Source organism: Streptomyces sp. NPDC050416 (genome assembly GCF_044458845.1).
Classification (GTDB): Bacteria; Actinomycetota; Actinomycetes; order Streptomycetales; family Streptomycetaceae; genus Streptomyces.
On record NZ_JBITII010000006.1, the window covers coordinates 115,201 to 130,816 of the forward strand.

The 15,616-nt window shown below is 69.8% G+C and carries 26 protein-coding genes; 4 read left to right on the top strand and 22 right to left on the bottom strand.

The window, feature by feature from the left end; all coding sequences use genetic code 11:
- Positions 1-52 precede the first annotated feature (52 nt).
- The 21 genes from ACIBL4_RS20095 to ACIBL4_RS20195 all read right to left on the bottom strand — a co-directional run bounded on the left by ACIBL4_RS20095 (position 53) and on the right by ACIBL4_RS20195 (position 10,507).
- Positions 53-1,735, bottom strand: a complete 1,683-nt coding sequence (locus ACIBL4_RS20095) for a DNA cytosine methyltransferase (protein ID WP_399411877.1) — start codon at positions 1,733-1,735, stop codon at positions 53-55.
- The gene (locus ACIBL4_RS20100) at positions 1,732-2,679 is read right to left on the bottom strand and encodes a hypothetical protein (protein WP_399411879.1); all 948 of its coding nucleotides are present in this window, start codon (positions 2,677-2,679) and stop codon (positions 1,732-1,734) included. The genes ACIBL4_RS20095 and ACIBL4_RS20100 overlap by 4 nt, the downstream gene beginning before the upstream one ends.
- Positions 2,676-2,864: a hypothetical protein gene (locus ACIBL4_RS20105; RefSeq protein WP_399411881.1), complete on the bottom strand. Its 189-nt coding sequence runs from the start codon at positions 2,862-2,864 to the stop codon at positions 2,676-2,678. The genes ACIBL4_RS20100 and ACIBL4_RS20105 overlap by 4 nt, the downstream gene beginning before the upstream one ends.
- The gene (locus ACIBL4_RS20110) at positions 2,861-3,235 is read right to left on the bottom strand and encodes a hypothetical protein (protein WP_399411883.1); all 375 of its coding nucleotides are present in this window, start codon (positions 3,233-3,235) and stop codon (positions 2,861-2,863) included. The genes ACIBL4_RS20105 and ACIBL4_RS20110 overlap by 4 nt, the downstream gene beginning before the upstream one ends.
- A 61-nt stretch (positions 3,236-3,296) precedes the next feature.
- Positions 3,297-4,073, bottom strand: a complete 777-nt coding sequence (locus ACIBL4_RS20115) for a hypothetical protein (RefSeq protein ID WP_399411885.1) — start codon at positions 4,071-4,073, stop codon at positions 3,297-3,299.
- Positions 4,070-4,507 carry an HNH endonuclease signature motif containing protein gene (locus ACIBL4_RS20120; RefSeq protein ID WP_399411888.1) on the bottom strand — a complete coding sequence of 146 codons (438 nt, stop codon included), beginning with the start codon at positions 4,505-4,507 and terminating at the stop codon, positions 4,070-4,072. Before ACIBL4_RS20120 ends, ACIBL4_RS20115 begins: the two co-directional genes overlap by 4 nt.
- Positions 4,504-5,358 carry a PD-(D/E)XK nuclease-like domain-containing protein gene (locus ACIBL4_RS20125; RefSeq protein ID WP_399411891.1) on the bottom strand — a complete coding sequence of 285 codons (855 nt, stop codon included), beginning with the start codon at positions 5,356-5,358 and terminating at the stop codon, positions 4,504-4,506. Before ACIBL4_RS20125 ends, ACIBL4_RS20120 begins: the two co-directional genes overlap by 4 nt.
- Positions 5,355-5,486, bottom strand: coding sequence for a hypothetical protein (locus tag ACIBL4_RS20130; RefSeq protein WP_399411892.1), 132 nt, complete (start codon positions 5,484-5,486; stop codon positions 5,355-5,357). The genes ACIBL4_RS20125 and ACIBL4_RS20130 overlap by 4 nt, the downstream gene beginning before the upstream one ends.
- Before the next feature lie 127 nt (positions 5,487-5,613).
- Complete coding sequence (locus ACIBL4_RS20135; protein ID WP_399411894.1) at positions 5,614-6,156, bottom strand: hypothetical protein; 543 nt, start codon at positions 6,154-6,156, stop codon at positions 5,614-5,616.
- Positions 6,157-6,267: 111 nt separating this feature from the next.
- Positions 6,268-6,696 carry a hypothetical protein gene (locus ACIBL4_RS20140; RefSeq protein ID WP_399411896.1) on the bottom strand — a complete coding sequence of 143 codons (429 nt, stop codon included), beginning with the start codon at positions 6,694-6,696 and terminating at the stop codon, positions 6,268-6,270.
- Positions 6,696-7,013, bottom strand: coding sequence for a hypothetical protein (locus tag ACIBL4_RS20145; protein ID WP_399411898.1), 318 nt, complete (start codon positions 7,011-7,013; stop codon positions 6,696-6,698). The genes ACIBL4_RS20140 and ACIBL4_RS20145 overlap by 1 nt, the downstream gene beginning before the upstream one ends.
- Positions 7,010-7,213 carry a hypothetical protein gene (locus ACIBL4_RS20150; RefSeq protein ID WP_399411900.1) on the bottom strand — a complete coding sequence of 68 codons (204 nt, stop codon included), beginning with the start codon at positions 7,211-7,213 and terminating at the stop codon, positions 7,010-7,012. Before ACIBL4_RS20150 ends, ACIBL4_RS20145 begins: the two co-directional genes overlap by 4 nt.
- Positions 7,213-7,431 (bottom strand): hypothetical protein, encoded by a 219-nt coding sequence (locus ACIBL4_RS20155; RefSeq protein WP_399411902.1) that lies wholly within the window; start codon positions 7,429-7,431, stop codon positions 7,213-7,215. Before ACIBL4_RS20155 ends, ACIBL4_RS20150 begins: the two co-directional genes overlap by 1 nt.
- Positions 7,428-7,985: a hypothetical protein gene (locus ACIBL4_RS20160; RefSeq protein WP_399411904.1), complete on the bottom strand. Its 558-nt coding sequence runs from the start codon at positions 7,983-7,985 to the stop codon at positions 7,428-7,430. The genes ACIBL4_RS20155 and ACIBL4_RS20160 overlap by 4 nt, the downstream gene beginning before the upstream one ends.
- Entirely contained in the window at positions 7,982-8,113 is a 132-nt protein-coding gene (locus ACIBL4_RS20165; RefSeq protein WP_399411906.1) for a hypothetical protein, read from the bottom strand. Before ACIBL4_RS20165 ends, ACIBL4_RS20160 begins: the two co-directional genes overlap by 4 nt.
- Positions 8,110-8,520 (bottom strand): hypothetical protein, encoded by a 411-nt coding sequence (locus ACIBL4_RS20170; RefSeq protein ID WP_399411908.1) that lies wholly within the window; start codon positions 8,518-8,520, stop codon positions 8,110-8,112. The genes ACIBL4_RS20165 and ACIBL4_RS20170 overlap by 4 nt, the downstream gene beginning before the upstream one ends.
- A complete protein-coding gene (locus ACIBL4_RS20175) occupies positions 8,517-9,089 on the bottom strand; it encodes a hypothetical protein (RefSeq protein ID WP_399411910.1) in 573 nt (190 codons plus the stop codon). Before ACIBL4_RS20175 ends, ACIBL4_RS20170 begins: the two co-directional genes overlap by 4 nt.
- The gene (locus ACIBL4_RS20180; protein WP_399411912.1) at positions 9,086-9,331 is read right to left on the bottom strand and encodes a hypothetical protein; all 246 of its coding nucleotides are present in this window, start codon (positions 9,329-9,331) and stop codon (positions 9,086-9,088) included. Before ACIBL4_RS20180 ends, ACIBL4_RS20175 begins: the two co-directional genes overlap by 4 nt.
- On the bottom strand, positions 9,328-9,894 hold the full coding sequence (locus ACIBL4_RS20185; protein WP_399411914.1) for a hypothetical protein: 567 nt from the start codon (positions 9,892-9,894) through the stop codon (positions 9,328-9,330). The genes ACIBL4_RS20180 and ACIBL4_RS20185 overlap by 4 nt, the downstream gene beginning before the upstream one ends.
- A gap of 83 nt (positions 9,895-9,977) precedes the next feature.
- Positions 9,978-10,268 (bottom strand): helix-turn-helix transcriptional regulator, encoded by a 291-nt coding sequence (locus ACIBL4_RS20190; protein WP_399411916.1) that lies wholly within the window; start codon positions 10,266-10,268, stop codon positions 9,978-9,980.
- Positions 10,269-10,270: 2 nt separating this feature from the next.
- Positions 10,271-10,507, bottom strand: a complete 237-nt coding sequence (locus ACIBL4_RS20195; protein WP_399411918.1) for a hypothetical protein — start codon at positions 10,505-10,507, stop codon at positions 10,271-10,273.
- Between the two features lie 290 nt (positions 10,508-10,797).
- On the opposite strand from ACIBL4_RS20195, the gene ACIBL4_RS20200 reads away from it, so the two are divergent.
- The 3 genes from ACIBL4_RS20200 (at position 10,798) to ACIBL4_RS20210 (ending at position 13,152) form a co-directional block, all read left to right on the top strand.
- The gene (locus ACIBL4_RS20200) at positions 10,798-11,235 is read left to right on the top strand and encodes a hypothetical protein (RefSeq protein WP_399411920.1); all 438 of its coding nucleotides are present in this window, start codon (positions 10,798-10,800) and stop codon (positions 11,233-11,235) included.
- 158 nt (positions 11,236-11,393) lie between these two features.
- Positions 11,394-11,837 (top strand): hypothetical protein, encoded by a 444-nt coding sequence (locus tag ACIBL4_RS20205; protein WP_399411922.1) that lies wholly within the window; start codon positions 11,394-11,396, stop codon positions 11,835-11,837.
- Between the two features lie 43 nt (positions 11,838-11,880).
- Positions 11,881-13,152, top strand: a complete 1,272-nt coding sequence (locus ACIBL4_RS20210; RefSeq protein WP_399411924.1) for a tyrosine-type recombinase/integrase — start codon at positions 11,881-11,883, stop codon at positions 13,150-13,152.
- Positions 13,153-13,239: 87 nt separating this feature from the next.
- Here the strand turns inward: ACIBL4_RS20210 and ACIBL4_RS20215 are convergent, their stop codons facing one another.
- Positions 13,240-14,616 carry a peptidase C39 family protein gene (locus ACIBL4_RS20215; RefSeq protein WP_399411926.1) on the bottom strand — a complete coding sequence of 459 codons (1,377 nt, stop codon included), beginning with the start codon at positions 14,614-14,616 and terminating at the stop codon, positions 13,240-13,242.
- Positions 14,617-14,841: 225 nt separating this feature from the next.
- Here ACIBL4_RS20215 and ACIBL4_RS20220 point away from each other — a divergent pair, with 225 nt between their 5' ends.
- Positions 14,842-15,498 carry a uridine kinase gene (locus ACIBL4_RS20220; RefSeq protein WP_399412580.1) on the top strand — a complete coding sequence of 219 codons (657 nt, stop codon included), beginning with the start codon at positions 14,842-14,844 and terminating at the stop codon, positions 15,496-15,498.
- The last annotated feature ends 118 nt before the right edge of the window (positions 15,499-15,616 follow it).

The following is a 15,616-nucleotide window of genomic DNA, read 5'->3' on the forward strand; positions in this document are numbered from 1 at the left end:
GGCTTGTCGGTGCTGGCGGGTCAGGGTCCGGCGCGCGGCCGGCGGACCGCGGTCACGCGGCGGTCTCGTACTGCGGCTCGGTGTGTCGGTCGAGGTCTTCGCCGGTGATCGCTTCGACGAGGGCGGCGACGATGACCTCGGCGCAGTTGGGGGTGACGGCGTTGCCGTACTGGCGGACGCGCTCCCGCTTGTTGCCGAGCACGATGTACTGGTCGGCGAAGCTCATGGCCCGGCCGATCTCGTGAGGCTCCAACATCCTGAACAGCACGTCGTTGATGTCGACGTCGCCTCGGACGAGGGCGTACCGGTCGCGGGTGGACAGCGTGCCGACGGGCTCGCGGACGGTGCGCGCCTGGCCGTTGCCGTAGTACGGCACCAGGAGCGACTGCCAGTCGACGTTCTCCGGGGTCACGAGGCCGTGGTGGTTGCCGTTGGCGGACACGGTCCCGACCGGCTCGCCGATGGAGCGTCCGCGCAGCTGGTCGCCGCCGCCGCGCATGGTGACCATGAACGGGAGCCAGGCGAGGCCGGTCTCGTTGCGGGCGGTCTGGGTGCGCAGCGGGTCGTTGGCTGAGCGCGGCTCCTTACCGTCCCGCCCCTCGACCGGGATCAGCAGCGGAGGGACAGCTAGGCCGTGGTGACCGCCCGAGGTCGCCACCGTCGCGAGCGGGTCGCCGACCGACCGGACACTGCTGCCGCCTCGGAGTTCGGTGATGAAGGGCGGGATGGCCAGCCCGTCGTTCTCGCGGGTGGTGCGGGTCGGCATCGGCTCGTCTGCGGGGGTGGCCTCGTTACGCCAGGTGCCGCCCGCGGGGACGACCATGGGCCGGGCGAACTTGTCGAGGCCGGCCTGGATCCGGGCGAGGGTCTTGTCGGCGAGCGGCTTGGCCCGGTCCCCGATCCGCTGGCCCGGGATCGTCCAGTCGATCGCAACCGCGGCCGGGAGCGTCTCGGGTTCGACGACCTGGTTGCGGCAGGTGGTGTTCGGGCAGCGGTAGACGTACTGCTGGCGGTAGCGGCCCATGTCGCGCCCGGGCTGCTTGAACCGCTGCAAGGCCTGCACCCAGGTGTCGCAGCCGGTGCACCAGGCGCGCGGCCTCAGCCACTTGTCCCAGTCGGGCGTGCGGGCCAGGGTCTCGTGCCAGTAGGCGACGTACAGGCGGTCGCGGGACTGGGGCGCCTTGTGCACGGTGCGCGGGTCGGCGTGCATGCTGTTGAGGGCGATGACGCGGGTCTTGTAGCCGAGCTTGCGGATCTCGCCGAGCCACCGGTCCCACTGATCCCACGCCCGGACGTCGACGACGTTCTCGACCACGCCGGCCTTGACCAGGCCGCCGCGCTCCTGCACGCCGCGCAGGTACATGGGGACTTCCTCCATCAGCGCCCGGCTGCGCTCGACTTCCTCCGACGGGCCGAAGCCGTCGAAGAGGTCGCCCTGGAGGGAGGCGTCGAAGTCGCGCTTCTTGCCGCGGGCGTTGGACCACTGCGGGCACTCGGGCGACGCCCAGAAGATGTCCGTGACGGGCCACTTGTCGACCGGGGCTTCGCGGATGTCGCCGCGGTAGTGATCGACGGTCGGGAAGTTCGCGGCGTGCGACTCGATCGCGCGCTCCCAATGGTTCGCCGCCCGTTCCATGCGGACGCCAGGGATGGAGTGCATGCCCTGGCTGGAGCCTCCAGCGCCACAGAACCAGTCCATGACCGTCAAGGCGTCGTTGTCGTGGCGGTACATCATGCGGCGAGCTCCGTCTCGGTGTCGGGGTGGCGGGTGAGTTCCTGGTAGAGGTGCTGGCGGGTGATGCCGAGGCGTTCGGCTACCTGGTCGTAGGTGAGGCCGGAGATCCGCATGAGTTCGCGGGCGTCGTGGGCGAGGTTGGCGCCGCGGTTGGAGGCGGCGCCCTTGGCGAGGGCGAGTTGGCGCCAGCGCTCTTTGGCGGGAAGGTCCCGGCGTTCGGCGAGCCAGTCGGCGTGGGCGGTCTCGCAGCGCGGGCAGGCGGGGATGTCGTTGATGCTGTGCATCCACCAGCCGCGGTCGGTGCCGCAACAACCGGTCCAGTCGGGCTGGGCCTCGGGGTCGTCGATGGTGTCGGGGTCCCACGCCTCCGGCCCGGCCCACTGGGCCTTGGCCGCGTAGGTGCGGGTCCGACCGGCCACCCACGCTTCGACGCCGTAGTCCTCCGCGGTCTTCGCGGAGACCTCGTCGTAGAAGTCGCGGATCACGCGGGCGAGCCGGGCAGTGACCTTTGTGCGGGCTCGGAGCTTCTCGATGGTCTGGAAGTTGCCGACCTGGACGCGCTGGTGGATGGCCTTGGAGGGCCAGCCGGCCACGGCGAGGGCCTGCATGCGGCGACGGGTGCCGGTGGCGTCGATGATGGCTCGGTCTTCGTAGTCGTCGAGGCTGGGCCAGTAGGCGAGGAGGGCCTGCGCGTTTTCGGTGCGGATCTGTGCGGCGGGCGGGATGGGAGGGCTGCCGTAGAGCAGGTGGTCGAGGGAGCCGCGGTTGACGCCGGTGTGCTTGGCGATCCCGGCAAGGCCCATGCCGGTCGCCTGGATGGCGAGGACGTGGCGGCGGGCGGGTTCGGCGTCAGTGAAGGGCTGCCACTGGCCGTAGCCGATGAGGCGGCGGCGTCGCCGTGCCCAGCGGTTCTTCGCTTCACGGATGGCCTGGTCGGTGGTCACGGCTTCTCCTCTCGGCGTGCGGTGGGCAGTGCGCTGATGCGGCGGCAGGTGATGAGGGCGTCGATGTCGCGGGGCGGCTGGTTGTCGGCCGCGGCGGGGAGGTAGCGGCGTTCGCGCCACCAGGAGCGGGCGGCGAAGAAAGCGCCCGGGGCGAGGACGGCGGGCACCAGCCAGACGAGGCTCATGCGGCCGTCCTCCGCTGCTGGCCGCGCTCGGCCTGCCGCTGCTTGATGTAATCGCGGCCGGGCGCGGTGAGCGCGTACACGTTGACGGGCTTGCCGTGGGCCTTCGGGTTGATCGACGGCTCGTAGCCGATGCGGATCAGCACCTGCGGGCTGCGGAGGTGGGTGAGCCGCGCGAAGTACAGGCCGCAGGCGGCCCGTCCGCTCTCGGGCAGGACTTGCCACAGGTCGTTGGCGGAGAACGGCCGGCCGGTGCCTGCTATGGCGAGGAGGGCCTGGTCGAACAGTGCCTCGGTCCAGTCGGTGACGTTGGCGTAGAGGGCGGCGAGGAGCTTGTTGGCGTCGGCGCGGGCCTGCTCGGGTGTTGTCGTCACGGTGTGCTCTCCTTGAGGTGGGGCCGCCCCGATACCCGCGGGGCGGCCTCAGGTGTGCGGGCTACTGCTCGTTCTCGGGCTGCCAGTCGACGGAGTCGTCGGCGGCGTCGGTGTCCCAGTCGCCGTTGCCGATCTGCACGCTGTAGGCGCTGTCGGCGGCCGGTGCAGGCTCGGGCTGCGGGGCGGGGGCCGTGAGGGCGGCGACGGACAGCGGCGCCTTCTGCGGCAGCACCTCGGCGTGGACGGTGCCCTCCAGCTCCTCGGAGACGTAGGGCATGCCGTGCAGGGCGTCGGAGGCGATCAGCCGGCACAGTTCGCCGGTGGCGCGGGCGACGAGCATGTTCTGCGGCTGCTTCTTCCACTCGCCCTTGTCGGTGAGCTTCATCTGCGCGGCGCGCTGGATGGTCCACTCGACGGTCTGCCAGTTCTCGGAGCCCTTGCGCCGGCCGCGCATCACGCAGTGCGTGGCGTCGGAGGCGACGAGCTCGATCTCGTGGCCCTGCTTCTGCACGACGGCCCGCATGGCGTGCGCCCGCAGCGCCGGGGTGCCCTGGATGACGTCGATGCTCTTGAGCGTCGCCATCGGCTTCAGCCCGAGCTCGGCGCCGGCGAGGATCGCGGCGGTGATGTCGCCGGGCTTGCCGCGCAGGGACTGCGGGACGAAGGAGGTGGCGGCGAGCTTCTGCGCCATCTGGTAGGCGAGGTCGGCTTCCTGCGCCCACTGCATGAGCGCGGTGGTGGCGGCGCTCGGTGCCGGGGCGGGCAGGGTGTTGGTCTGCTGGTCGGTGGTGGCGACGGCCTGCTGCTCGTCGCGCTGGGCGATCTCGTTGGAGGTCATGCGGCGGTCTTCTTTCGTGCTCGGTATCGGCGGTTGGCGGCGTTCATGCACTTCCGGCAGGCGCGTCCTCGCGGTCCGTTCGGGAGGGTGTTCTCGGGGGTGAAGGCGTGGCCGTTCTTGCAGTGCGTCTTGCGCGGGGCTCCGGCTCGGCGAGAGCCGCGGGCGACGTTGACGGTGCGGGTCACGGGTTCGAGGTGGTCGGGGTTGCAGCAGGCGCGGATCCGGCAGACGTGGTCAAGCTCGGTTCCGTCCGGTATCGGGCCGACAAGGAGCTCCCAGACCACGCGGTGGACGACGGACACTCCGTCTGCTCGGCGACCCTTGTTGATCACGCCGTATCCGTTACGAGCCTTCGCGCCGGTCCACAGCCAGCAGATGCCGGTGGCGTCAACCTTCGGGAAGAGCCGATCCTCGATCGGCTTCACGGCCCTCATCCGAGGTACTCCTCGGCCTGTCGGAGGGTGTCCCAGGTCGGCATTCCGATCTGGGGGATTTCGGTGACGGGGCCGGTCCAGTCGGGCCAGTGGTCGTTGGCGACGCAGTCGGCGTAGAGGCGGAGGGCGCGCTCGTTGCGGGCGCGGCCGATGTCGCGGTCCTGGTCGGTGAGTTCGCGGACCGTGATCAGGTAGGGCGCGATCTTCGACTGGAAGACGAAGACGAACCTGGCGCCGTCGGGGGCGAGGCCTGCGGCTTCGACTCCGTCGATGTAGAAGGCGTCCTGCTGGTGGTACGCCCGGTCTTTGATGGCGCGGCTGATGGTGTCCGGCGCCGCATCCTTGATCGTCTTGTAGTCGACGATGATCGGCCCGCGGAGCCAGTCCGGTCGGACCCGGCAGCGCACACCGGTCGCCGGATCGGTCCAGTAGATCGACCGCTCTGCGACACCGGTGCCGGGGGTGAACAGCGGCCCGGCGATCGGATGCCGGCGGATCTGCTCCGCCATCTCCACGACCATGTCGTGGTCCTTCGTCAGCAGCGGCACCTTGCCTGCCGCGTAGGCATCGTCGCGCTGGATCTGGGCGTCCTTCTTGCGCCAGTCCGGGAAGTCGATGACCTCCAGTTCCGGGCCCTCTCCCAGCACGTACAGGTGGGCGGCGTGTCCGAGGTCGAACTCTTTCTTCGGCGGCTGGGGGTGGTCGCGGTCGTATTTGAACTGGGCGGGGCAGCCGGGGTTCAACAGAGCGCGCAGCCCGGACGAGGAAATCGACGTCTTGTCGGCGTGGTACGCCTCGGCGGACAGGCCGTCGACGACCTTCGGCGCCTCGATCTCGACGGCGGCGGTCATGCGATGCCGTCCGCGCAGGTCTCGCAGCGGCCGTCGAAGGTGAAGGGTCCGGTGGTGCTTCCGCACAGGATGCAGGCGAGCAGTGCGACGGCGATTTGCCAGTGGCGGATGGGGTTTGTGGTGCTCATGTGGTCTCCAAAAGGGTGTGCGAGGTGGGGCCGCCAGCCCCGACCGGGGGGTGGGTCCGGGGCTGGCGGCCCTGGGTGGCGGCGCGGAGTGGGGGGCTCGACGCGCCGCCGGCTATGTGGCTGTGGGTCAGGCGGCGCCGGACAGCTCGACGATCCGGTTGTGGGCTTCGTTGAAGTCCTCGGTGTCGAGGCCCATCCACGGCACGCGGTGCGTCATCGCGACCATGACGTCGAGCGCTTTGTAGCCGTCCGCCTTGAACTCGGCGGCTGTGGCCTCGATGTCGGCGTCCGTGTAGATGCCGTTGCCGGACACGTCGCCGGGCATGTACGAGGTGCCGGGCTGCTCGCACCAGGCCCAGGAGAGCTTGGCGGTCAGGTCGCTGACTGCGTCGCCCTTGATGGCGGCCTGAATGGCCTCGGTGTCCTGCGTCCAGTCGATGCCGGACTGGACGAGGATCTCGACGCCCTTGAAGGCGTCCTCGCGGCGCATCGCTTCGGCGATGGCGAGCCCGCCGTGGTGGCCGATGCGCCAGCGGGCCGCGCAGTTGAGGGACTGGTCGGCGGGCATGCGGAACACGAACAGTCCGGGGGCCGCCTGGATGGCGTCGGGGACGGTGTACCGCTGCTCGCCGTGGACAACCATCCGGTACTCGGTGGTCTCACCGATCATGAGTCTTCTCCCTGTGGGATGCTGGTGTGGGATCCCCGGGCGGTTGCGTCGTCCGGGGCTTCTTCTTGTGGCGCCGCTCCGCCGGCCCGTGGTCATCCGGCGGGCGGCGGGTCAGATGCGGCCCGGGTCGGTGACGGGTCGAATGCCGCGCGCGTCCCAGAGGGGCCGGACGTCGATGGGCCCGGTCGCCTGGTCCTCGATCGCTGTGGTGTCGCGCACCATGGGCGGCACGTCGATCCGGTGGGTGTTCGCTTCGGCGGCGAGCTGCGCGGCGAACCTCGCCTTCAGCGCCAGCGTCTCGGCCATCCACTGGTCGCGCTCGGCCGCGAGGTCGTCGATCTCGGCCTGCTGCTGGACGACGATCTCTTCGGCCTCGGCCTGCATCCCGCGGGCCACGGCAAGGTCCTGCTGCAGGAGCGCGATCTCGTCTCCAGCGGCGTGCATCTGGCTGAGCGCGAGGCTCAGGTCGCGGCGCAGTTCGGCGACCTTGTCGATGGCGCGGCGCCGGCCGGTGCCCTTGGGAAGCAGGTTGAGGGCCATTACGCCTCCAGTCCGGTGCGGTCGATGCAGCCGGCGGCGACTCGCTGTTCGAGTTCGGCGACGCGGGCTTGCTGGCAGACGAGGTAGAAGCAGGCGGCCGCGGCAATGCGCTTCTCGATCTGCCGCAGGGTGGGCTGGTCGACGGCCGTGAACTCGTCTTCGATGTCGATGAGTCCGGCCTCGATGGAGGCGATGAGGTCGGGGTGGGTGATCCAGGCGGGTGCGGTGCGCGGGGTGATGCCGAGGCCGGACAGGAGACCGGGCACGATGACCGGCTCGGCGTCGGTGGGCATGGGCGGCAGGTCGAGGATGCTCACGCTGCGGCCTCCTGCTCGTGCAGCCGCAGCCATTGGCGGCGGTGGTTGTAGCGGACGTGGACCTGCTCGATGCGGTCGACGTACTCCGACGGCGTCCACGGCCGGGCGCCTCGGGCGCGGCGGGCCATCTCCTCCTCGACCTGCGCGAGGGCGTCCTGTTCCAGGTCGGCCAGCGGGCGGGGCCCGACGGCGGAGGTCATCACGCCACCTGCCGCAGGGTGCGGGCCCGCTGGTCGGCGGCGGCCTCGGCGGTGACGGTGGCGAGCTTGTCGAGGGCGGCCTGGCTGGTCAGGCCGACGGCGATCTGGATGCCGCCGAGGACGATGAAGGCGTGCCCGTCCTGCTGGTCGTAGTGGATGTCGTCGGGGTCGGCGCCGAGGGCGATCGTTTGGTTGAGCACGCGGGTCTGGTCGGTCACGACGCTGCCTCCTCGGCACGGTCGGTGGTGATGGCGGCGTCTTCGCGCTTCCACTGCTCCTCGCGGTCGCGGAGCTGGCATTCGAGGTTGAAGGCGCCCTCGAAGTCGCGGTCCTCGCGGGCCATGGCGATGGTCTCGGCGTAGCTGCTGCGGATCTCGTTGCGCTTCGCCTGGACGGCAGGGCGCTCCAGCTCGGCGATGCGGTCGCGGTTCGCGCGCAGCGCTTCGGCCGCGTCGGACAGGGCCTCGTTCGTGGTGTGTCGCTCCGCCTTGAGGCGCTCGACCTCAGCCAGCAGGGCGTCGATGTCGCAGTCGGCGGCAGCGAGGGACCGCAGCGTGTAGCGGGCCGCTCGAATCTCCGCGAGCCGCGTGTCGTCGAGCGGCTGGGGCTGGTCGCCGACCGGCAGCGCAGACGAGGCGGGGGCGGCACCTTCGGAGCGGACCTCAGCGGCAAAGGCGTCGAGCAGCTCGCCCGCGCGGGTCTTGGCCTCCTCGTCAGTCGAGCCGGGCACGCTCCACCACAGCAGGGCGGCGATCCTCTCGCGGGCGTTCACGCGGCACCTCCTTGGCGGCGGGCATGCTTCCTGCGGCTGCGGGCCGACGACCGGCGCGGGCGGCCCGTCGGGTTCAGGCCCACACGCGGATCCGTCGGGGCCGGCTTCTTCTTCTGCTGCTCGCTCATGCCGTCGCCTGCTCTCGCTGCTCGCCGGGGTGGGTCAGATTGCGGACGGGCTTCCACGGCGGCTTGCCGGTGCCGGGGCAGGGCTTGGACCAGCGGAAGGTGCGGGACCCCAGGTAGTCGCGGCCACTCCAGTGGTGGCGGCCCATCAGGCCCTCGGTGGTCGTGGCCCTGTCCTGGCCGCAGTGCTTGCACCAGCCGCGAGGGCGGGCAGGCTCGGGGACGGCCGGGTAGACGATGCGGTAGCACGGGTGGCTGATGGTGATGCGCTTCTCGCCGTCTACACGGAAGGCGAGGTGCGGGCCGCGAGTGCCGACGATCGTGGCGGGCTTGCCGTCGTACTCGATGCGCATGCCGTGACGGGCGGGTAGGTCGTAAGTGCGGCGAATCCACTCCATCGTGCTGGTCACGCCGCCACCCCCGCCCCGGGGTGCGCCCGGTGCTCGCGGCTCCACCGGTAGCGCGGGTTCGGCGCCCCGTTCTCGCGCCACACGATGGGGCCGTGGCACTTCCGGTACGGGTTGTGGAACCACTCGCGGCGGAAGGACTGCTCGCCACAGTCGGGGCACTGGATCCGCGGTCCGTACTCGTAGCCGATCTCGGAGCGCCAGGCCTCGGTGCGCTCGAACTCATCGAGGCGCCGGACGTGGTCGGAGCCGTCGATCGGCATCTCCTTGCTGGTGTCGAACTCCCACGGCTCGTAGGCCGCGTCCTTCAGCGCGTTGTCCTCGCAGTCGGCGTCGACGAAGACCACGTACACCTGGGTCCGCTCGATGACCACCGGGTAGCGGCGCTCGTTCTCGCCCCACGTGCGGGTCTCACGGATCGCGCGGTCGAGGATGGCCTTGACGGCCGGGTTCGGCTCGGCGGGCTCCAGCCGCGGCCACTTCGTGCCGAAGTACTCGTGGTCACCTTCGTGACCCAGGTCCAGTCGGCACTCCTCGTAGGAGCCCTGCGGGTACGGCTCGTCGCACTTCACGAGAGGACCTCCGTGGCCTGCTCGGGCCGCAGCGGGGTCGCGGCGAGGGTCTTGTCGGCGCGGTGCCACTGCGCGAGCACCCGTTCGCGGGTCGCCAACTGCGCCGGCCGGGAGAGCGAGCACGGGATCTGCAGCCACTCCTCCGCACGGTCCGCATCCGCAGCCGCCTTCACCACATGCTCGGGGGCGTTGCGGGCGGAGAACAGGCGGACGGCGTCGGGGGTGGGGATACGGACGCTCATCGGGCACCGCCCGTCTGGGGGGCGTCGATCAAGACGTCCCGGCCGCACACGTCGCTGGGGTCGGCCGGGTCGCCGTGGGTGCAGGTGCCGCCGTCGGGCAGGTCGTCGGAGGTGAGCGGCTCCATGCCTGCCCAGCCCTCGCCGTGTTCCCGGCACAACAGCACGCCCGGCCGCCACGGGTTCCGGTAGGCGACGACGCGGTCCGCATGCGACGGGGTCGACGCGACCTCGCGAGGCTGGATGACCATGTCGTTGCTGTCCGCCCAGGCGCGGGCCTGCTTCTCTTCGCCCTTCTTGCGATGCTCGGCGAAGTCCACGTAGCCGTAGACGTGATACGTGATGCAGCCGAAGCGGAGATCAACGGCCATGTTGCCGTCGGAGTCTGTCTCGATGGTCAGTCCGTGGGTGGCAGCAAACTCCTCCACGGCGGTGTTCGTGAGCAGCGGCAGCAGCATGCGTTCGTCGCTCGGGACGGCGACGTCCGGGTGCTGCTCCAGCCAGTCGGCCAGCTCGCGCAGACCAGTGATGTACTCGGACCGGCGGTCCTGGGATGATGGCTTCACGTGAAGCCCCTTTCGTTTCGTGAGGTTCGTCAGGGGTGGATCACTGAGGTCGCCTCGTGGCTGCGGGGCGGCCTCTTTGCCGCTCAGGCAGCGGCGCGGGCCGGCTTGCGCGACATGCGCGGCTCCGGCGGGCGGGACTCGTGGACGCGGGCCTGGTTGGGCTCGGTGGCCGCGCGGTACTGACCGTCGAGATAGGCGTCCAGATCGGCGACCTTGTAGGCGACGTATCGGCCAACCTTGAAGCCGACCGGGCCCTTGCCGAGGAGGCGCCACTTGCGGAGCGTGGTGAGCTCCAGTCCGAGGTGGGCTGCGGCGTCCTCGATCCAGAGACAGCCCTTCGGGGGGCTGGGGCGGGGACCCTTCCTGTTGTGCACGGTTACTCCTTCTTGGTGGGGGGTTCTTCTGGAGACGCGTCGTCCAGTTCTGGAGACGCGCTGGGCGCGAAGAGGACCAGGAGGGCGACACCGAGGGCCTCCACGAGGGAGTGAGCGTCTTCCATGTCGGCGGTCTTCTGTCGCCCGGTGGCGAGCTTTTCGATGAGGCCGGACCCGCAGCCGCTGGCCTCGGCCAGGCTGTCGTATCCGTAGGGGGCGCCCCGACCTGGGTTTTTCATGACCCACTTGAATATCTGGGCGCTCTTCAGTGTGTATCTACGGCTCAACGATTCCCCCGTGGTGCGGAGCGACCTTGATGAGACGAGTTAAGCACAGCAGAGACGAATCGTCTACGAGACTGGACAAGGTGACCGACCGGTATTGGCAAACCTTGTGGCTGGATAGCATGCTTCTGTAGACGCTCCGTCTCCGAGACGGGAAGGTTGTACAGGGTGACCTGCTATTTTTCCGGCGCCCTTCAACCTCCACAGAGACAGTCGGTGTGAATGTGACGCGAGAGGACGACGACATGACGGTCCCGGCCACGGACCCGGAATCCGGCGCGGCCGAGCAGCCGTCGCAGATCGGCGCGCTCTCCCAGCTCATCCAAGAAGCACTCGACAAGGGAGAGTCCTACGGCCGGCTCGCCGCGAAGGCCGTCGACTCGGAGACCGGAGAGACCGTCTCCAAGCCCTACCTGCAGCGCGTCGTGAAGAACCCACCCACGAACCCGCCCACCGTCCCGATGATGAAGGCCATCGCCGCCGCCCTCGGCAAGCCCTTTGAACGCATCCAGGAAGCCACGGCAAAGCAGTGGCTCCAGTACGAGGCCACCGAGTTGGCCAGCTACGACGCCGAGGTGCGGATTATCGTGACGCACCTCAAGGGGAAGTCGCCGGAGGAGTTGCGTCGTTGGCGCTACATGATCGAGGCCGAAGAGCGCGCGCGGCGCGAGGCGGGCGAGTAGCGGCAGTCGAGTCGCTTTCGTCAAGCGACCGGGTTTGTCCCTAAGTAGATATTTCTACAACGGCTTGTTGACCACTCCCCGTGGACGTACCCTTCACCAACCGTGCACTTTTGGCCGTTGTGGCTCAACGTGCACCGTTGGCACTGCGGGGAGGTTTCATGCTGGACGTCGCTTACGAAGCCGTGGATGACCTGCCGCCGGGAAGGCTGGCGGACATCGACGAAGACAAAGGCCGGATACGAGTCCGCCTCGACAAGGATCAACCCCTCATCGACGTAGTGCGGCAACTCAACATAGAGATCGACCAGCTCATGGCGAGCAGTCACTGGTTCCAGTTGCACGGCGATGAGATCGTCTCCCGCGCCACGCCTGGCTGCCCGCTCCGGATCCAGTACATCCTGAAGGACTGGCCCCTCGACGAGCCCGCCGTGACAGAGAGCAGGGGCGTCGTCAGGGTCTATATCAACTCCGCCCTGACCACCGCGCAGTTCGCCGCCGCCATGAACCCCGCCACCAAGAAGCAACTCGCCGGCGGGCGCTGGTTCCAGCTGTACGCCGGTGAGATCATTGACAACTCTCCGGAGCCCATGAGCCAGGTGTAAGCGAACGGGGGCCACGTTGCCCGGATACATCGAAGACCGCTGGATGACGAAGAAGCCGGACCCGGCGACCGGCAAGAAACGCAGGACCGAGCGGTGGGGCAAGGGGAAGCGCTACCGGGTCGCCGGAATCCCGGGCGTTAAGGACCGGTCATTCGAGAAGCTCGAAGGGCCCGAGGGGGCCAAGGCCTGGCTGGCGAAGGCGCAGCACGAATCGACGGCTGGCGAGTTCGTCGATCCACGCCGCGGCCAGATGCTGTTGCGGGACTACATCGAGCAGGAGTGGTGGCCCCGCCGGGACTACGACAACCCCTCCACGGAGGCCACCGTGCGGGGCCGTGTGTGGACCCACATCGTTCCGCATCTGGGGCACCACCAGCTGAACGGCATCAAGACGAAGCAGCTGGGTGAGTGGCTGAAGGCCCTCAAGGCGACTGCCGGAGCCGGGACGGGGAATGAGGCCTGGCGTTACCTGTCGGCCATCTTCCAGGCCGCCATCGACGACGAGCGACTCACCCGTAATCCCTGCCGGAAGCAGACGACGCTGAGGGTGCCGACCCGGCCGCCGGCCAAGGCCCGTGCCTGGCCCAAGGAGCAAGTGCTCGCCGTGCAGGCCGCGATGGACGAGCGGTTCCAGCTCTGCGTCGATCTGGGCGTGGGTGCTGGACTGAGGTCGGGCGAGGTGTTCGGGCTTTCGGTTGACGACATCGACTTCACGGGGCAGCGAATTCTGGTGCGCCGTCAGGTGAAGAAGGTAGGCGCCAGGCTGGCGTTCGCCCTCCCGAAGGGCGAGAAAACCCGGGTGGTGCCCGTCCCCGAGTACCTACTGAAGCGGATCCAGGAGTCGCTGAATCAGCGGCCGGCTCGGGCTGTGACACTGCCATGGAAGGATCCCCGCCCGCCGACGACGGACCGGGACGCGGAAGAGCGGGCGCCACAGACGCATGCGCTGATCCTGACCGCTGCCCGCGGTGGGGCGATCCGGCGCGACGGGTTCGACACCCGAGTGTGGAAGCCGGCCCTGGCCGCAGCAGGCGTGATCCCGCCGCCGGTGGAGACGAAGCAGCCCATCCGGCACCGTCCGGGTGTGACCCGGACGGTGCTGACGTATCAGGAGAGCCGGGAGAACGGCTTCCACGCGCTGCGGCACACGTTCGCCAGCGTGCAGCTGGACGCGCGGGAGCCGATCGTGGCAGTCTCGAAGTGGCTGGGCCACGCGGATCCGTCGATCACACTCCGGATCTACGCGCACATGATGCCCGAGGCGGACGGCCGGGGTCGCTCAGCGATGCAGAACTGGTTCGAGAGCTCCCAGTAGTGGATCTCCCCAGATTCTCCCCAGGCGAAGAGGATCATGATCTGAGTGAAGCCCTCCCCAACGCCAGGAGGGCTCCCTCGCCCCCCGTCAGCGCACCCCCACAAAGGCCAGTGCACGCCTCTGAGCTGGGCTAAGCCGGGCCGGGAAGTACAGGTAGCAGACGCCACCGGTGCCGGAGACGACCTTCCCGGAGGCGTTGTACCGCTTGGTCCGCAGCCAGATGTTCTCCCACTCCCGCCGCCGGTAGACGCGCCGCACGGCCTCGTTGCTCTCCGAGAAGGGATCGTTGGCGATCACGTCGCCCTCGGCGGTGAAGCCGATGACCGTCATGAGGTGCCCGGCGGTGCCGTACCCGGCGCCGGTCAGCTCCTCCTTCAGGAACGACTGGGACGTGATGGCCGGGATGCCGGCCGCGATCAGCGTCTCCAGGTCGGTGAGCGAGCCGAGCCGGGTGACCACGGCCTGGAGGTCCCTGAACGTGGCCGCGTAGGCGGCGTTGAAGGGCCAGTTGCCGCAACCGGCGTACTGGTAGTCGTAGGTGAAGCGGGCCGCGTGGCACACCTGGGGATCGGCGTACGACGGATCCACCCAGGCCAGTTGCTCCGGGGTGAGCCGGCCGCCCCAGTACTCGATAACCATCTGGGAGGACGTCGGGCTGCACCAGGCCTCGCCGCCGTTGTCGTACTCGGGGTACTGGCCTTTGTGGATCTCCTGTGAGTACCGCGGGACGGCCAGCTCCCCGGCGAGGCCGGGCACGGACGCCGGGACGGTGAACCGGTCGGGAACGTCGGAGCCCATCGCGCCGAGCCGCCACACCGTGGGCGTGGTCTTGGTGCCGGGCTTGCGGTAGAGGGTGAGGCGCAGCCGGTACGAGGTGAGGCGCAGGCCCGTCGACGGGTCGTCGATGGCCAGGGTGTCGGTCCAGACGGTGCTCTTGCCGTCGCTCTGGTTGTCGACCGAGGTGCGCCGGATGTCCTGGTCGCCGGCCGCCCAGCGGCCCATCACGTACCAGGGAGTGCTGGTGCCGTCGGTGTAGGTGGCCTTGATCTCCGCCTGGAGCCAGGTACCGGACGGGGTGTGCGCGTTCCAGGAGACGATCGCCTCCGTCGCGGGGACGGCGAGCCGGTGGGCCGGGGACGTCCAGGTGCCGTACTCCCAGCGGGCGGTGGTGCCGGTGTGCGGGTCCGTGTAGCCGGTGGTTCCGGCGGGCTTCGCGATCACCACGCCCGGGCGGGCGCCGACGACGGCGCGTGTGCCCCGGGCGGAGCCGCCGTACCAGTCGTCGTACGAGGTCCAGGCCCGGTTGTCCACGGTCCGGGCCTGGACCACGCGGGCGGGCTCTGCGGTGTCGGTCGTCATGAGCTCCTCGGTGTCGGCGGCCGCCGGGCCCGCGCCTGCCGTGACGGCGGCGGCGACCGCGGCGGCCAGGACGGTTCTGCGGGACGGCTGTTCGGCTCTGCGCATGGCGAGACCCCCGGAAGTCGGAGTCGGGCAGGGGCGGGGCAGGTCCAGTGCACGGTCGGTCGCACACGTGTAGGCACCACAGAGGGGCAGCAGCGCACATGTATGCGCCACATAGGAGCACAGCCCGCCGGGTCTCGCCAGCACTTCGGCCCGCGCCACGCCCACCAATATTGGCGTCGACCACTGGCGGGCGCCGTGGACACCGTCGTTAGAGTGCTGAGCGAGATGAATCCGCCCTTCCGCCCCGTACCGGGCCCCGCCGTCCGCGACCTGGCCTCCCGGATCCGCCGCCTTCCGCCCTCCTGCGGCCCGGTACGTCTCGTCGGCGTCGACGGGCACGCCGGCTCCGGAAAGACCACGTTCGCCGGGCAGTTGGCCGTGGCGCTGGGCGGCGCGCCGGTGCTGCGCCTGGACGACATCGCCACCCACGACGAACTGTTCGACTGGACCGGACGCCTGCTGGACCAGGTGATCGAGCCCCTGGCCCAGGGCCGGACCGCGCGCTACGCCGCCTACGACTGGCGAGCCCGTCGCTTCGGTACGCCGCGCTCCCTGCCGCCAGCCCCGGTGGTTCTCGTGGAGGGCGTCGGCGCGGGGCGCCGGGCGCTGCGGCCTCACCTGGCCCTGCTGCTGTGGATGGAGCTGCCGCGCGAGGAGGCCTGGGCGCGGGGACGGTCGCGGGACGGGGAGGAACAGAGGGAGTTCTGGGACCGGTGGGTACCGGAGGAACGCCGGCATTTCGCCGACGATCCCTCGCGGCCGTTCGCCGACCTCCTGGTACGTCAGCGAGAGAAGGGGTTTGAGGTGGCTCCGGGACCTGCTGGGACTGTTGGACCGGACCAGCCCCTCACGCACGGTGACGAGCCGCCCGCAGTGTGCTGAACTTGTGAAGGGCCTTGCGGGACAAGTTGCCGGAGCCCTTCAACTCGGCTTGACCGGGGGCCCGTACAGGACTTACGTTCTCAATGTGCGGCCATTCGGAGCCGCCCACAGACGCGAA

What these genes read in the sequence shown, in the direction of transcription:
- ACIBL4_RS20210 (WP_399411924.1), top strand. Translation starts at nt 11,881, where the DNA reads ATGACGAAGAAGCCGGACCCGGCGACCGGCAAGAAACGCAGGACCGAG.
- ACIBL4_RS20105 (WP_399411881.1), bottom strand. Translation starts at nt 2,864, where the DNA reads ATGAGCCTCGTCTGGCTGGTGCCCGCCGTCCTCGCCCCGGGCGCTTTC.
- ACIBL4_RS20115 (WP_399411885.1), bottom strand. Translation starts at nt 4,073, where the DNA reads ATGACCTCCAACGAGATCGCCCAGCGCGACGAGCAGCAGGCCGTCGCC.
- ACIBL4_RS20215 (WP_399411926.1), bottom strand. Translation starts at nt 14,616, where the DNA reads ATGCGCAGAGCCGAACAGCCGTCCCGCAGAACCGTCCTGGCCGCCGCG.
- ACIBL4_RS20120 (WP_399411888.1), bottom strand. Translation starts at nt 4,507, where the DNA reads ATGAGGGCCGTGAAGCCGATCGAGGATCGGCTCTTCCCGAAGGTTGAC.
- ACIBL4_RS20135 (WP_399411894.1), bottom strand. Translation starts at nt 6,156, where the DNA reads ATGATCGGTGAGACCACCGAGTACCGGATGGTTGTCCACGGCGAGCAG.
- ACIBL4_RS20130 (WP_399411892.1), bottom strand. Translation starts at nt 5,486, where the DNA reads ATGAGCACCACAAACCCCATCCGCCACTGGCAAATCGCCGTCGCACTG.
- ACIBL4_RS20200 (WP_399411920.1), top strand. Translation starts at nt 10,798, where the DNA reads ATGACGGTCCCGGCCACGGACCCGGAATCCGGCGCGGCCGAGCAGCCG.
- ACIBL4_RS20140 (WP_399411896.1), bottom strand. Translation starts at nt 6,696, where the DNA reads ATGGCCCTCAACCTGCTTCCCAAGGGCACCGGCCGGCGCCGCGCCATC.
- ACIBL4_RS20150 (WP_399411900.1), bottom strand. Translation starts at nt 7,213, where the DNA reads ATGACCTCCGCCGTCGGGCCCCGCCCGCTGGCCGACCTGGAACAGGAC.
- ACIBL4_RS20220 (WP_399412580.1), top strand. Translation starts at nt 14,842, where the DNA reads ATGAATCCGCCCTTCCGCCCCGTACCGGGCCCCGCCGTCCGCGACCTG.
- ACIBL4_RS20180 (WP_399411912.1), bottom strand. Translation starts at nt 9,331, where the DNA reads ATGAGCGTCCGTATCCCCACCCCCGACGCCGTCCGCCTGTTCTCCGCC.
- ACIBL4_RS20095 (WP_399411877.1), bottom strand. Translation starts at nt 1,735, where the DNA reads ATGATGTACCGCCACGACAACGACGCCTTGACGGTCATGGACTGGTTC.
- ACIBL4_RS20195 (WP_399411918.1), bottom strand. Translation starts at nt 10,507, where the DNA reads ATGAAAAACCCAGGTCGGGGCGCCCCCTACGGATACGACAGCCTGGCC.
- ACIBL4_RS20125 (WP_399411891.1), bottom strand. Translation starts at nt 5,358, where the DNA reads ATGACCGCCGCCGTCGAGATCGAGGCGCCGAAGGTCGTCGACGGCCTG.
- ACIBL4_RS20205 (WP_399411922.1), top strand. Translation starts at nt 11,394, where the DNA reads ATGCTGGACGTCGCTTACGAAGCCGTGGATGACCTGCCGCCGGGAAGG.
- ACIBL4_RS20165 (WP_399411906.1), bottom strand. Translation starts at nt 8,113, where the DNA reads ATGAGCGAGCAGCAGAAGAAGAAGCCGGCCCCGACGGATCCGCGTGTG.